Source organism: Pseudomonadota bacterium (genome assembly GCA_018817425.1).
Lineage (GTDB): Bacteria > Desulfobacterota > Desulfobacteria > Desulfobacterales > RPRI01 > RPRI01.
This window is the reverse complement of sequence record JAHITX010000020.1, coordinates 18,774-33,400: the sequence shown is the minus strand read 5'-3', so window position 1 is coordinate 33,400 and position 14,627 is coordinate 18,774. Positions and strand designations below refer to the sequence as shown.

At 38.3% G+C, this 14,627-nt stretch carries 13 protein-coding genes; 11 read left to right on the top strand and 2 right to left on the bottom strand.

Annotated elements, in window-relative coordinates; all coding sequences use genetic code 11:
* Positions 1-109: 109 nt before the first annotated feature.
* Entirely contained in the window at positions 110-538 is a 429-nt protein-coding gene (locus KKC46_04500; GenBank protein MBU1053076.1) for a hypothetical protein, read from the top strand.
* 37 nt (positions 539-575) lie between these two features.
* The gene (gspN, locus tag KKC46_04495) at positions 576-1,334 is read left to right on the top strand and encodes a type II secretion system protein GspN (protein MBU1053075.1); all 759 of its coding nucleotides are present in this window, start codon (positions 576-578) and stop codon (positions 1,332-1,334) included.
* Positions 1,335-1,487: 153 nt separating this feature from the next.
* Here the strand turns inward: gspN and prsR are convergent, their stop codons facing one another.
* Positions 1,488-2,846: a PEP-CTERM-box response regulator transcription factor gene (gene prsR, locus KKC46_04490; protein ID MBU1053074.1), complete on the bottom strand. Its 1,359-nt coding sequence runs from the start codon at positions 2,844-2,846 to the stop codon at positions 1,488-1,490.
* 57 nt (positions 2,847-2,903) lie between these two features.
* The gene (gene prsK, locus KKC46_04485; protein ID MBU1053073.1) at positions 2,904-5,009 is read right to left on the bottom strand and encodes a PEP-CTERM system histidine kinase PrsK; all 2,106 of its coding nucleotides are present in this window, start codon (positions 5,007-5,009) and stop codon (positions 2,904-2,906) included.
* A gap of 369 nt (positions 5,010-5,378) precedes the next feature.
* Between prsK and KKC46_04480 the strand changes: the two genes are divergently transcribed.
* The 9 genes from KKC46_04480 to KKC46_04440 all read left to right on the top strand — a co-directional run bounded on the left by KKC46_04480 (position 5,379) and on the right by KKC46_04440 (position 14,467).
* Positions 5,379-6,668, top strand: coding sequence for an acetyl-CoA C-acetyltransferase (locus KKC46_04480; GenBank protein ID MBU1053072.1), 1,290 nt, complete (start codon positions 5,379-5,381; stop codon positions 6,666-6,668).
* Between the two features lie 10 nt (positions 6,669-6,678).
* On the top strand, positions 6,679-6,837 hold the full coding sequence (locus KKC46_04475; protein ID MBU1053071.1) for a hypothetical protein: 159 nt from the start codon (positions 6,679-6,681) through the stop codon (positions 6,835-6,837).
* 53 nt (positions 6,838-6,890) lie between these two features.
* Positions 6,891-9,314 (top strand): DNA gyrase subunit A, encoded by a 2,424-nt coding sequence (gene gyrA / locus KKC46_04470; protein MBU1053070.1) that lies wholly within the window; start codon positions 6,891-6,893, stop codon positions 9,312-9,314.
* Positions 9,315-9,366: 52 nt separating this feature from the next.
* A complete protein-coding gene (locus KKC46_04465; GenBank protein ID MBU1053069.1) occupies positions 9,367-10,395 on the top strand; it encodes an NAD(P)H-dependent glycerol-3-phosphate dehydrogenase in 1,029 nt (342 codons plus the stop codon).
* Positions 10,388-11,140, top strand: a complete 753-nt coding sequence (gene radC, locus KKC46_04460) for a DNA repair protein RadC (protein MBU1053068.1) — start codon at positions 10,388-10,390, stop codon at positions 11,138-11,140. Before KKC46_04465 ends, radC begins: the two co-directional genes overlap by 8 nt.
* On the top strand, positions 11,137-11,403 hold the full coding sequence (locus KKC46_04455) for a hypothetical protein (protein ID MBU1053067.1): 267 nt from the start codon (positions 11,137-11,139) through the stop codon (positions 11,401-11,403). The genes radC and KKC46_04455 overlap by 4 nt, the downstream gene beginning before the upstream one ends.
* Positions 11,404-11,538: 135 nt before the next feature.
* On the top strand, positions 11,539-12,735 hold the full coding sequence (locus KKC46_04450; protein MBU1053066.1) for a phosphoglycerate kinase: 1,197 nt from the start codon (positions 11,539-11,541) through the stop codon (positions 12,733-12,735).
* Positions 12,736-12,756: 21 nt separating this feature from the next.
* Complete coding sequence (locus tag KKC46_04445; protein MBU1053065.1) at positions 12,757-13,461, top strand: VTT domain-containing protein; 705 nt, start codon at positions 12,757-12,759, stop codon at positions 13,459-13,461.
* A gap of 73 nt (positions 13,462-13,534) precedes the next feature.
* The gene (locus KKC46_04440) at positions 13,535-14,467 is read left to right on the top strand and encodes a hypothetical protein (protein MBU1053064.1); all 933 of its coding nucleotides are present in this window, start codon (positions 13,535-13,537) and stop codon (positions 14,465-14,467) included.
* Positions 14,468-14,627 lie beyond the last annotated feature (160 nt).

Genomic DNA, 14,627 nt, shown 5'->3' with positions numbered 1-14,627 from the left:
GCAAATCCCGGAAAAATTATCGCAACATATCAGTAGAACATATTCGCGTAATGATATTATTATACTATTTCTTCTTCTGTGTTTTTTTCTTCTTACTATTCCTATGCACATGCTTAATAAAAAAGCAGAAAAAGAACTATCAGCTCTAAAAATAAGGCAAAATGGTTTTTATACCTTAAGCGATGAATACAAGAAGCTGAATGTGCACATAAGTGCTATTGAAAACAAAAGATCTTTGTCAAAGGCCGACAGTATTATTCATGCTTTAGATGAAGTATTCTTGCCGCTTGGTATTCAAGGGAAAATAAAATCTATAAAAAGTTTGGAAGATAGAGAAATAGAGGGCAGGATGAATGAAAAAAGCGCTGAGGTTATGATAGAACAGGTCAGTCTCAATGAACTGGTAAATATTTTTTATAAAATTGAAAATGTGCCTATGCTTCTTAAGATAAATAAAGCATCTATAAAAAAATCATTTGCATTCCCTGAACTTTTAGATATTTCCATGAGTATATCATTATTTACCGAAAAAGTTTGAATAGCTCATATTTAACGGATAACAAGTTTAACTAAAAATGAAAAAAGCAGCTTTTTTTATTGCAGTTGTATTCTTTGTCTTTTGGGGGCTATGGATAATTGCAATTCCCAATAAATTTGTGTCGGACTATATCTCAAACTCTCTTAAAAGATATAACATTATTATAGATTTGGATAGTTTTGAAAAAGGACTTTTTTATAGCATAAAAAAACAAAATGTTCAGATAAGCAGTACTGATGGTACTTTGATTTTAGTAATAAATAATTTAAAAGCCGGAATAAATTTTGCCTCTTTTTTAAAATTATCTCCGAAGATAGATATTCATTGCAATATCAATAAAGGAGATGTTGATGGAAATATCGGTTTTAAAAAAGGTACCGGCCTTGTTGCACGAATTAAGGGAAGTGGTATTGATATTAAAGATTTGCCTGTAGTTGAAAAGTTATATGGAATCAGTGGTACAGGAGATATTAATTTTGATTTTTTGAAAATAAAAGATAAAAGTAATATTAAGTTTTCTTTAAATAATGCAGATATAAAAAGTATCGGACTTATTCCGTTTGATTTGTTTAAAAAAATGCGTGGAGAAATGTTTGAGGAGAATGGATTAATTACCGTAAAATCTTTGGCAATGGAAGGGAATGGAATATATGCCAGGGCCAAAGGTTATATAAAAGGAAATAAAAGAGATTTGAAAATGGAGATAATGGTGAATTCTTCTTCTGATATGAAACCGTCATATCTTGAAGCTCTTGAAAAATACAGGGTCTCACCCGGTTATTATGTAATTAGATGAGCCAGTTTCAAAACGCCCCATTTTGGCCGATCTTAAGCGTTGGGCTCAAATTTCAATCCTCGAAATACTCAATGTATCCCTGCGGTTGAAATTTTCTCCCGCCTTGAGCTTGACCAAACTGAAACGTTTTGAAAGTGGCTCAGATGAAAGATGCTATTCTTTCGGGATTTCAAACTTTTCCATAAGATCATATAAAGTCGGGCGGCTTATGCCAAGCTCGGAAGCAGCTTTTGTCAGATTGCTGTTGTTTTTGAAAAGTGCTTTTAAAATTAGTTCTTTTTCTAAAGCTTCGCGTGCTTCCTTGAGCCCCATACCTTCAAATTTAGCAGGTGCAGAAGTTGTCATCTCAAGATCTTCAGGGCTTATTTTACCGCCTTCAGCCATTATAACGGCACGTTTTATTCGGTTTTCAAGTTCTCTGATATTTCCCGGCCATTCATATTGCAAAATAGCATTGATTGCCTCAGATGTGTAACCTTTTATTTTTTTTCTGTTTTCATCTGTATATCGCTCAAGAAAAGCTTTAGCCAAAAGCAACACATCTCCTTTTCTTTCTCTTAAAGGAGGAAGGGATATTGAAATTACTCCCAGACGATAATATAGATCATTTCTGAAACTTCCATCTTTCATTGCCTCTTCCAGATCGCGGTTTGTAGCAGAAAGAACACGGGTATCAACTTCAATTACTTCCCTTCCTCCTACTCGTTCGATAACTTTTTCCTGAAGGAATCGCAGAAGTTTAACTTGAAGAGAGAGCGGAAGTTCGCCTATTTCATCTAAAAACAGGGTACCACCTTCAGCCATTTCAATACGGCCTTTACGTTGCGTATGAGCACCTGTGAAAGATCCCTTTTCATGTCCGAAAAGCTCACTTTCAAGAAGATTTTCAGGTATGGCGCCGCAGTTAATAGCAATAAAAGAATTAGATTTGCGGTAACTAAGACTGTGAATAGCACGGGCGACCAGTTCCTTGCCCGTACCGCTTTCTCCTGTTACAAGAACAGGAGCATCTGTTGTTGACACCTTTTTTATTATTGAAAACACTTCCATTATTTGGGGGCAGGTGCCCAGCATGCCTTCAAAGGAGTTGCCGCTCAACCGGCTTTGTAGAATACGTTGTTCCTGTTCAAGATGAGATACATAAAAAGCGCGTTTTAAAACAATCTTAAGTTCATCTATTTGTATCGGTTTGTAGAAAAAATCATATGCACCTTGTGCTACAGCACGCAGGGCGTTTTCTTTTTCTCCGCGTCCGGTAATGATAATTACCTTGAGCTGTCTGTTTTCGGCAAGGATTTCAGACAAGGTCAGAAAGCCCTCTTCCACACCTGCAGGATGTGGAGGCAATCCCAGATCAAGTGTAATAACAGATGGGGTTTCCTTTTTAAATACAGCAAGAGCGCTCTTTCGATCTTCGGCCAGAAAAACCCTGTAGTCGTTGGCCAAAGCCCACTTCATCTGTGTTCTCAAATCTTCATCATCATCTACTATCAATATTTTTGGTTTTTTCATCCCTTGTCCTTAAATATTGTGACTTATATCTCTTGACAATATATGAACCGTTTATCTTTATTTACTGCTTATCGGCAAAAACACCCTAAACATTGACCATTTATTTTCTTTGCTTTCAACCTCTATCCTGCCACCATGAGCTTCAACAATTGTTTTACAGTGAAACAAACCGATTCCCATGCCTTGCTTTTTTGTTGTCCTGAAAGGCCGGAACAGATCATTTGCTATAAATTCCTCAGACATTCCGCAGCCATTGTCATAGATAGAGATCTGCACCCAATTTTCTTGACTGGCAGTTTCAACTATAATTTTTCCATCCTGTTCTATGGCATCACAGGCATTCATAAGAAGATTTTCGAGTACTTTATTAATTTGTTCAGGATCTATAAAAACCAAAGGAACATTGTTTAAATTTTGCAAAACAGACGCTTGGGTATATCCTTTTATATCAGATACTGCAGATGTAATCATCTCATTAAGATCAGTCTTTTGTACATAAAGTTCCAGCTTTTGGCTTAAAAGAGAGAGGCGGCTGCTCATGCTGTTTATCTTTAATACGCTTTGTGAAATTGTTTTAAGAGCATCGGCACGAAACTCAGGATTATCTATAAGAACAGGCAGGTTCTGTGTTACAAGAGAAAGTTTTGTCGCAAGATTTTTCAGGTCATGCATAAAAAAAGCAGACATGGCCTGGAATGCCTCTAGTTCTTTTACTTTGCGAAGATGTTCCGAAAGCCTCAAGTTTTGCAAAATAGCAGCCGCCTGATCGCCAATGGTTCTAACAAGCTCGGTTTCTTCAAAAGAAAGGGGCTCATAAAAAACTTTTTCGCTTAACGTCATAATCCCGATAAGTTGACCTGCGGCATTTAGCGGGACACAGTATCTTATGCGCGATTCGCGAGTTTCTGCATCATAGATGCGGTTTAGAGACTTCACCCAGCCGGCTGTATTTCCTTTAAGATCAAGCAAAACAGACTGTTCTTCCATTGTTCGGGTAAGATCGGCTATATTATAACCTGAAAAACTCATTGAATCTGCTTTTGCATCCGTAAATACTGTTGAACCTTCTAAAGACATTCTTTCCTGTTTATCGTCAACTATCCAGATGCTTACGGATAGAATCTCCATAGTTTCAGAAACCATGTTTACAATAATGCTGCAAAGATCTTTTGTTTGTGTAACAGAAGCGGTTCTGTTTGTAAAATCTCCCCAGATTTTCCGGTAGTCATACTGGGGTCGTTTGAAATGACGGCTTATGAAACGTTTTCTCTTTACCCGCAGACGGTCTGAAAGAAGCAGACTTAATATTATTAATAAAGCTGTAAATGCAAAAAATATTATTAGATAAGTATTATCTAACCATGCAAAATGAACGGAAAGCCATGTTAGAGCTCCTACTAATATAAAGTAGATGCCTGCGATAAGCATTGTAAATGAATTATATAAAAGCTGATGGGAAAGCTGGATACTGGCATTAAGAGGTTTCCCACGTAATAGTGACCGTAAAATAAGGATTGCGGCTACAAGAAGAGCTCCTTGATTAATAACATAAAGACCTGTAGTTACACCTTTGAAAAGCAGTACATAGCTGTAAGTGAAAAGACGTATTCCTATTATAGCTCCCAGGCCGAGAAACATGAATTTGGTTTGCCAGCGTATATGACCTGTGGCATGTCGGAATGTTTTTTCAAAATTCATCAGAATCAGGATTGCAGATAATATCCAGATAAGATGCCATATATATCCTGATCTTCCGATTGCGATAAAAAGTTCGGAGGTTTTTGTTAAAACGGGTTCTCCCGAAAAGAAGGAGTCTCTGAAAAAAATGGCTATTAATACAGGCAGAATAAAAAATGAAATAATGACCCATTTCCATTTTGATATCTGTTCCATATAATTAGCCCTGGCAAAGCTTATGCTGAAAAGAAGCCAGACAGATGGCAGAAATGAAGCGGTTATTGACTGGAATTGCTGTCGTATTAAAAAATTATCTATAGATAATGACTGGAAAAGAACCCCGGTTAATGCAGCATTTACTGAACATAAAATCATGCCTGCTGCAAAAATACGATGAATAAAAGAGCGAGGTTCCCGCCACAGCGCAAGAAGCGCAATTCCTGCTGCTACCGCAGCTGCAATATATGAGATAGTTATGTTAAACATTGTTTAGTCAGATGAAAAATTTAAGTGTTGTTGATATATACGATTTGATTTTATATATATCTGAGTTTTTAACTCTCCATTATAGTGAACAATGTACAGAGTTTATAGCATACAGCATTGGAATGCAAGTTTCATTTTAATGTTATGATTCAGGCAGGATTATTATTTCTTATTTTCTTCTAATCATTGACCTTTTATCTTCTTATGTGGTAATAAACTTCCGGCTTAATTTTTCAAAGATGCATGAATCGTTTTAATAAAACGGTATTTTCTGATGATTAATTGATAAACTTGTTAAATAAAAAAATAGTACTTTAAAACCTGACGGTTGCATTATTTTAAGCCGTCAAAATCAGGAGGTTTTTTGATATGAAAGAAGTTGTAATAGTTGGAGGCGCAAGAACTGCTGTAGGGTCATTTGGTGGAACCTTAAAAGATGTTTCTGCTATTGATTTAGGTGGTCTGGTTATAAAAGATGCTCTTAAAAGAACGGGGCTCAGGCCTGTTGTTGGAGCAAATACATTAGATAATGCTCCGGAAAAATTGAAAGATAAAGGTATAACCGAGCTTGAAAGCAAATATTTTGATTGGGATGATTCAAAACAAGCAATTGAAATTGATGAAGTTATAATGGGAAATGTGCTTCAGGCCGGATTGGGGCAAAATCCTGCAAGACAATCAATGATACGTGGTGGTATTCCGAAGGAGACTCCTGCCTTTACTATTAATAAAGTGTGCAGTTCAGGACTTAGGGCGATTGCTTTGGGCGCAACTTCCATAATGGCCGGACAGGCCGATGTCATAATAGCCGGTGGACAGGAAAACATGAGCCTTGTACCGATGGCGCTTCCAAAAGCCCGCTGGGGTTACAGAATGGAAATTACCGGAAACGGCCAGATCCAGGATTTAATGGTTTTGGATGGATTATATGAGATATTTTATGGCTATCATATGGGATTAACCGCTGAAAATATTGCTGCTATGTATGGGATCAGCAGAGAAGAGCAGGATCAACTAGGCGCACTCAGCCATGAAAGAGCTATGGCTGCAATAAAAAACGGCATATTTGCCCAGGAAATAACCCCTGTTGTGATAAAAACGCGAAAAGGTGACACTATAGTTGATACTGATGAGCGCCCAATGGAAACAAGCGTTGAAAAAATGGGAAAATTAAGACCGGCATTCAAAAAAGACGGAACCGTGACAGCCGGAAATGCTTCGGGAATAAATGACGGAGCTGCGGCAGTTGTTATGATGAGCCTTGATAAGGCCAAAGAGCTTGGACTTGAACCTATTGTTTATGTCAAGTCTTTTGCATCCGGTGGTGTTGATCCGGCATATATGGGACTTGGGCCTGTTCCTGCTATTAAAAAAGCATTGAAATTAGCCTCCATGACATTAAATGATATTGACATGATAGAATTAAATGAAGCATTTGCATCGCAGGCTATCGGTTGTATGCGCGAACTTGGTATTGATAATGACAGACCGAATGAACTGGGAAGCGGCATTTCTTTGGGGCATCCCATTGGCTGCACAGGTGCTCGCCAAATGGTTTCAGGAATGAACCAGATGAAAAGAAAAGGATATTCTACAGGGCTTATTTCCATGTGTATAGGCGGCGGTATGGGAATGGCCATGGTTATTGAAAGAAAATAAGGATTATAATATGGATCTTAGCAGAAAACTCGGGATTCTCATTTTTTGTGGTGTGCCTGCCATAGTCGGCGGGGGTATAGCATATGCTGCTTTTGGCAGTTATACTTATGTGATTGCTTATGAAATCATTCTTTTCCTTTTTGCCGGAGTATTTGTCGGCAAAGCATAGAGAACAGATATCCATTCCGGTAGCAAACTTTAAACAAAAGGTTTTGTATTATTATGCAAACTGAAGAACTACATGAGATCAACTTAGAAACAGAAATGAAAAAGTCTTATCTCGATTACGCCATGAGCGTTATTATCGGGAGGGCTTTGCCTGATGTTCGTGATGGTCTTAAGCCTGTTCATCGCCGCATTCTTTATGCCATGCGCGAGCTTAAGAATGATTGGAACAAACCGTATAAAAAATCAGCCAGAATAGTCGGTGATGTAATAGGTAAATATCATCCGCATGGTGATACGGCGGTTTATGATACTATTGTTCGAATGGCCCAGGATTTTTCATTAAGGTATCTGCTTGTTGATGGCCAGGGCAATTTCGGCTCTGTAGATGGAGATCCCCCCGCAGCAATGCGTTATACTGAAATCAGAATGACGCGCCTTGCCCATGAAATGATGGAAGATATCGATAAAGAGACCGTTGATGTTGTGCCGAATTATGATGAGTCTTTAACCGAGCCTTCAATACTACCTGCTAAAATTCCATGTCTTCTGATAAACGGATCATCAGGTATTGCTGTCGGAATGGCGACAAGTATTCCACCGCATAATCTTACCGAAGTAATAGAAGCAATAAAGAGTCTTATAGATAACCCCGATATTACATGTGAAGAGCTTATTAAAATAGTTCCGGGTCCGGATTTTCCGACAGCCGGTATAATTTACGGGAGAAGTGGAATATATGATGCTTATTCCACTGGAAGAGGTAAAGTAAAGGTTCGTGCCAGGGTTTTCGTTGAAATAGATAAAAAGAGCCAGAGTGAAACTATAGTGGTTACAGAGCTTCCATATATGGTCAATAAAGCATCCCTTATAGAAAAAATTGCCGAACTGATCCGTGACAAGCATATAGAAGGAGTAAAATATGTAAGGGATGAATCCGACAGACAAGGGATGCGGATTGCTCTTGGCCTCAAGAAAGACCAGATGGCCAAAATTATTATAAATCAACTTTATAAGCATACCCGGATGCAAAGCACATTCGGGATCATCTTCCTTGCTGTTGTAAATAACAGACCGGAAGTTTTAAAATTAAAGGAAATTCTTGAGTATTTTGTACTGCACCGCAAGGATATTATTATAAAGCGGACAAAGTTTGAATTAAAGAAAGCTGAAGCCAGGGCTCACATACTTGAAGGGCTCAAGATAGCGATAGATAATATTGATGCAGTAATTACATTGATTAAAAGCTCTAAATCTCCCGCAGAGGCCAAACAATCACTTATATCTAAATTCGATATGACTCCTATTCAGGCTCAGGCTGTGCTGGATATGCGTCTTCAAAGGCTTACAGGCCTTGAGCGGGAAAAGATAATTGAGGAATATAATAATATAATAAATGATATTGCAAGATACAAAGAGATCCTTTCTAACGAAAAGATAGTGTTAAATATAATAAAAGATGAACTTACCCAGATAAAAAGTGAATACGGTGATGTACGACGCACTGAAATTACGGATGAAACGGAAGATATTTCTATTGAGGATTTAATAGTTGAAGAGGATATGGTTGTTACTGTTTCCAAGAATGGGTATATAAAGAGAACGCCCGCAAGTATTTATGATGCGCAAAGTCGCGGAGGCAAAGGTAAAACCGCGATGGCAACAAAGGAAGAGGATTTTGTTTCATTGCTTTTTGTCGCATCTACTCACCACAATTTTCTGTTTTTTACAAATCAGGGGAAAGTTTATTGGTGTAAAGTTTATGATATTCCTGAAGCCGGACGGACAAGCCGGGGTAAGGCTATAGTTAATTTATTAAACTTTGCACAAGATGAAAAACTTACTACCGTTCTTGCTGTAAAGGATTTTGAGCCGGGATCTTTTGTGATCATGGCAACAAAGCGAGGGCAGGTTAAAAGAACGGATATCATGGCATACAGCCGGCCAAGAGTAGGAGGGATCAAGGCTTTAAAACTTGATGATGGAGATGAGCTTATAGCAGTGCGTATTACTGATGGTACGCTTAATGTTTTTGTTTGTTCAGCTTTGGGGAAATCTATTCGTTTCCACGAATCGGATATACGGGCAACCGGCCGTGTTACCGGAGGAATGCGTGGGATGCGTTTGTCCAAGGATGACCGGATAGTGGGAATGGAGGTTTTAAGCCATGGGCAGACACTTTTTGCGGTTACGGAAAACGGTTTTGGCAAAAGAACATCTATTGATGAATATCCTGTTCATAAAAGAGGAGGAAAGGGTGTCATATGCATAAAAACCAGTGAAAGAAACGGCCAGGTTGTAACAATAATTATTGTAGATGAGGATGATGACCTTATGCTTATGACAGACTCCGGTAAAATTATTCGTACTCCCATAAGCGGTATTTCAGTTATCAGCCGCAACACCCAGGGAGTCAAGCTTATGAACAGAGAAGAGCCTGAAAAAGTTATCGGAGCGGTGAGGCTTGCTGAAAAAGACTAGCCCAGGGTCGGGAGAATATACCATATAAGAGGATATGGATGAATTTTAGATGATGGATATATCAGAAATAAATAATGCAAATATCGGTGTGATTGGGGCAGGAAGCTGGGGTACTGCGCTTGCCAATCTTTTGGGTAATAAAGGATTTAAGGTTGATTTCTGGGTTTTTGAAAAGGAAATAAAAGAACAGATCGAAGAATTTCGCGAGAATAAGGTTTTTCTTCCTGATATAGTACTTTCTTCTAATATTATTCCTTCAAATAATATTGCCGATGCGGTTAAAGGAAAAGATCTTGTTCTTATAGTTGTTCCATCCCATGTGATGCGCGAAACAGCTATGAAAATATCGGGCTTGCTTGATAAAAAAACAATAATAGTTTCTGCTTCAAAGGGAATAGAAAATGGTACGTATCTTACCATGACCGGTGTTCTCAAGGAATGTATAACCAATATTTGTGAAGATAATTTTGCTGTTCTTTCAGGGCCGAGTTTTGCCAAGGAAGTAGCAAAAAACTTACCTACCGCTGTAACAGCAGCATCAAAAAATCCTGATGTTGCAGCTTATGTTCAGCTCTTGTTCGCAACTCCATTTTTCAGGGTATATACCAATGATGATATAATAGGTGTTGAATTGGGGGGTGCTGTCAAAAATGTTATAGCTATTGCTGCAGGAATTATAGACGGTCTTGGCCTGGGATTAAATACCAGAGCAGCACTTATAACAAGAGGACTGGCAGAGCTAAAGCGACTAGGGCTTGCAATGGGTGCAAAGCCTGAAACATTTACAGGTCTTGCCGGTGCTGGTGACCTGGTTCTTACCTGTACAGGCGATTTAAGCAGAAATCATATGATCGGTAAAAAAATAGGCGAAAACAGGAAATTAAAAGAAATTCTTTCCGAAATGCGTATGGTTGCAGAAGGTGTAAATACTACAAAATCGGTTTATAATCTTTCAAAAAAACTTGGTGTTGAAATGCCTATTACCCATGAAGTATACAACATATTATATGAAGAAGTTTCTCCTAAAGAGGCTGTACTCACGCTTATGACTCGCGATCTTAAGCAGGAAGTGGATGAGTAAAGACAGCATACAGAAAAAGGGCGAAGGCCACAGACAAAGGCTTCGAGACAAATACCTGACTTCAGGCCTTTCCGGTTTCCATGATTATGAAGTAATAGAACTTTTATTAACTCTTGCTACCCCGCGCAAAGACTGCAAGGAAGCTGCAAAGGTGGCTTTAAATAAATTCAAGACATTTCAGGCAGTCCTCGAAGCTTCCCCATCTGAATTGTGTAAGATAAAAGGCATAGGACCTGTAAATCTTTTTGGGATCAAGCTTGTTAATGATGTTGCAAACAGGTATCTTGAAAAAAAATTGATTAATAAAGATCCTATAAACAATTCCAAAGCATTGTTTGATTACCTTAACCATAATTTAAGGGATAAAAATATTGAGTGCTTTGAGGTGATATTTCTCGATGCCAAGAACAAAGTCATAAGAGCCGAAACCCTTTTTAAGGGTTCGCTTACTTCAAGTTCCGTATATCCAAGAGAAGTTGCACGGGCTGCTTTGGATTATCATGCAGCAGCTCTTATTTTCGCTCATAACCATCCGTCAGGTGATCCTGAACCTTCCGCCGAAGACATAGCGGTTACAAGGCAGCTTGTTTTTGCATGCAAGGTAATGGGTGTTTCCGTCCATGAACATATTATAATTGGGGACAATAAATATTACAGCTTTGCAGATCACGGTTATATTGAAAAGATTAACCGGGAATTTAATTTGCAGACTAAAGAGTTTGATGCGGGAAGTTTGCCGAAATGAATGCCGACAACACAAAAAATCCGGATTGTTTCGGGAAAATGGATATTGTTTTCCCAATGGCCGATGACGGCTTAAGATGTTCGCCGAAATCCTGTCTTGCATGCGATTTAAAGACCGATTGCTTAAAAACAGCTATGAACCGGGAAGAGGGCCTAAGAGTACGTGAAGAATTAACAGACAAGTATTATGAAGCAGGCATGATCGGCTTTTTGAAAAGATGGTCTGATAAAAAAGATCTGCACCGCAAGATAAAAAATAAATAGACTTTCAGATAATGTTTTTGGCAAGGCCAGAAGGAGCTCCCTGAGTAAGGCATGCAATTAGTATGTTGTCGAAGGGGGGCGACTGATAACGCAGTCCAAAAACTTTATATGGAAGTCTAAAGCAAGGAGGAAGTTTTGAAAACTATAAAAGACATTAACCTTTCGGGTAAACGTGTGTTTATAAGAGTTGATTTTAATGTGCCTTTAGATGAAAAGCTTAATATAACTGATGATACCAGAATAAGTTTTGCACTTTCCAGCTTAAAATACGCGATAGAAAATAAAGCAAAGCTTATTATTGCATCTCATCTTGGCAGACCGAAAGGAAAAGTTTCTCCTCAGTTCAGTCTTTTGCCGGTAGCAAAACGGCTTAGTTCTTATTTGGACAAAGAGGTTAAGATGGCTCCCGACTGCATAGGGTCTGATGTGGATTCTTTGATATCTTCAATGTCTGAAGCAGATGTGTTGCTTCTTGAAAACTTAAGATTTCATCCTGAAGAAGAAAAAAATGACGATAATTTTGCAAAAGAACTGGCAAAGCTTTGTGATATATACGTTAATGATGCATTTGCCGTATCTCATAGGGCGAATGCTTCTGTTGCCGCAATAACAGAGCATGCTCCTGTGTCGGTTGCCGGATTTTTGCTTGAAAAAGAGTTGGAATACTTTAAAAAAGCCATGACAACCCCGAAGAGGCCGCTTGTGGCCGTTGTGGGAGGAGCAAAAGTTTCAAGCAAGCTTGCAGCTCTTGAAAATATGATTTTGCGCGTTGACAAACTGATAATTGGCGGTGCAATGGCAAATACTTTTCTAAAAAGCCAGGGCATTGATGTAGGGGATTCAAAGGTAGAAGAAGATCTTTTGGAAGTTGCCGCATCAATAATGAAGAAAGCTTTAAAAAAAGGTGTTAAATTCTATCTTCCTGTTGATGGAATTGTTGCTGATTCTTTTTCTCCCGATGCAGCAACAAAAATTGTGCCTGTAGCCAAAATACCGGCAAAGTGGATGATGCTTGATATAGGGCCTGAGTCATCTCTGCTTTTTTCAAAAGCTTTAAAGGATGCAGAAACAATAATCTGGAATGGCCCTCTCGGAGCATTTGAAATGGAAGCTTTTGCCAAAGGAACAATGTCTATGGCAAATGATCTGGCAAATTCTAAAGCATTAACCATAGTTGGCGGAGGAGATACTGATTCGGCTGTCCATAAAGCAGGTAAAGCAGGCAGTATAACTTTTATTTCAACAGGAGGCGGTGCTTTTCTTGAGTTGCTTGAAGGCAAGACCTTGCCTGCTGTTGCAGCTTTGGTCAAAGCCCAGCAAAAAACAGTATAAGAATAAAAACTGTTTTTATCTATGGAAAATCTTCGTTCTCATAAATTTAAAATTCTTTTCGGCATCTGTATTATTGCTGTTGCAGTTGTAATATATATTTTCAGGACTCCCTTATGGACTTTGACTCTTTTTTATTGGAACCTATTATCCGACAGGGAACAGATTAAAACATTTATTACATCGTTTGGAATCCTTGCCCCTATTGCTTTTATAGCTATCCAGATCCTTCAGGTTATTTTTGCTCCTGTTCCCGGAGAAGCAACAGGCTTTATAGGCGGATATCTTTTTGGCGCTTTACAGGGGTTTATTTATTCAAGCATAGGGCTTGCTTTTGGTTCGTGGATAAATTTTCTTATTGGCCGTTTTTTAGGCAAGCGCTTTATCAGAAAAATAATTCCTATAAATTATCTGAATAAATTTGACTCAAGTATTAAGCACCAGGGGGTTCTAGTGCTTTTTGTGCTATTTGTTTTTCCCGGTTTTCCCAAAGATTATCTTTGCCTGTTTCTTGGCATGAGTGCTCTTCCGATTAAAGTATTTATTCTTCTTGCCACTATAGGGCGCATGCCCGGAACTTTGATGCTAAGTTTTCAGGGAGCATCCCTTTATGATAAAGCGTATGGGCCCTTTATAATTATAACGGTCATTTGTATTGTCTTTATGGCCATTGGATATAAATACCGCGATGCTATTTATCAGTGGGTTGATAAAATTAACAACAAGTAATACTTCAGTTCGCGCTACTCACGGTGGGTTAAAATAGGTGTGAGCTGCAAGCCCTTTATGGAAGTATGAAGCAATGAAAAAGACAATGTTTAAGAGAAAACATATAATAACCGTGGCTCTTTTTATAGCAATGGTTACCTTAGGTTCTCTTTCAACCTGGTTTATATGGAACTATACAGTACGCAGATTATCTGAAGAAGCTATGGAAAAAGCTCTTCTTGTAGCACGATCAATTAATTATAAACGCTTACAAAATCTGCAAGGCAACTTAAACGATCTGAATACACCGGATTATGTCCGAATCAAAGAACAATTGACCCAAATCCGTAAAGCCCATAAAACATGCCGTTTTCTCTACTTGATGGGACGCAAAAGCAATGGAACGGTTTTCTTTTTTATAGATTCCCAATTGCCGGGTTCGAAGGATTATACGCCACCTGGTCTAATCTATAATGAAGTGTCAGAAGAATACCTGTACACATTTAATACCGGAAAGCCCCGTGCTGTTGGCCCAATTGAAGATCGTTGGGGTATCTTGATGACTAGTCTTGTTCCAATATACAATCAGGAAACTAATAATCTAATTGCGGTACTGGGTATGGACATTGATGCCAAAGATTGGAAGAATATGGCCATAGTGCAGTGTCTGCTTCCGGTAAGTCTAACCATGTCGATAATTTTTCTTACTGCTCTTTTACTGATAATAAATCGGAACAGATTAATAGTTAAAATGCACTATGATGAAATGAATGAATTCAACACAGAACTGCAACTAGCTTTGAAGCACGTTAAAAAATTACAGGGGCTTCTTCCAATTTGTGCTTCATGTAAGAAAATTAAAGATGACAAAGGTTATTGGAATCAGATTGAATCTTACATTGTAGAGCATTCTGAGATTCAATTTAGTCATGGGCTTTGTGAGGAATGTTCTGAAAAACTTTATGGTAAAGAAGATTGGTACAAAAAATTGAAAAGAAAAGAAAAAGCGAACCATATAATCGAATAGCCGGAGGTTTTTAAATTAAAAAAGCCTGTTCATCTTGTCGGTTACTGTGCAAAAAAATGTTCTTATGCAATCCGTTTCCCCTTTTTATATAATACCCAATGACATTCGCCCTATAAAGGTATATTTTATGCTTGACGCATTAAATTTTATTATGATAATG

Excerpts from the sequence above, each read along its gene's own strand:
- KKC46_04475 (MBU1053071.1), top strand. The coding sequence starts at position 6,679 with ATGGATCTTAGCAGAAAACTCGGGATTCTCATTTTTTGTGGTGTGCCT.
- KKC46_04455 (MBU1053067.1), top strand. The coding sequence starts at position 11,137 with ATGAATGCCGACAACACAAAAAATCCGGATTGTTTCGGGAAAATGGAT.
- KKC46_04440 (MBU1053064.1), top strand. The coding sequence starts at position 13,535 with ATGAAAAAGACAATGTTTAAGAGAAAACATATAATAACCGTGGCTCTT.
- gyrA (MBU1053070.1), top strand. The coding sequence starts at position 6,891 with ATGCAAACTGAAGAACTACATGAGATCAACTTAGAAACAGAAATGAAA.
- KKC46_04500 (MBU1053076.1), top strand. The coding sequence starts at position 110 with ATGCTTAATAAAAAAGCAGAAAAAGAACTATCAGCTCTAAAAATAAGG.
- prsK (MBU1053073.1), bottom strand. The coding sequence starts at position 5,009 with ATGTTTAACATAACTATCTCATATATTGCAGCTGCGGTAGCAGCAGGA.
- KKC46_04445 (MBU1053065.1), top strand. The coding sequence starts at position 12,757 with ATGGAAAATCTTCGTTCTCATAAATTTAAAATTCTTTTCGGCATCTGT.
- prsR (MBU1053074.1), bottom strand. The coding sequence starts at position 2,846 with ATGAAAAAACCAAAAATATTGATAGTAGATGATGATGAAGATTTGAGA.
- radC (MBU1053068.1), top strand. The coding sequence starts at position 10,388 with ATGAGTAAAGACAGCATACAGAAAAAGGGCGAAGGCCACAGACAAAGG.
- KKC46_04480 (MBU1053072.1), top strand. The coding sequence starts at position 5,379 with ATGAAAGAAGTTGTAATAGTTGGAGGCGCAAGAACTGCTGTAGGGTCA.
- KKC46_04465 (MBU1053069.1), top strand. The coding sequence starts at position 9,367 with ATGGATATATCAGAAATAAATAATGCAAATATCGGTGTGATTGGGGCA.
- gspN (MBU1053075.1), top strand. The coding sequence starts at position 576 with ATGAAAAAAGCAGCTTTTTTTATTGCAGTTGTATTCTTTGTCTTTTGG.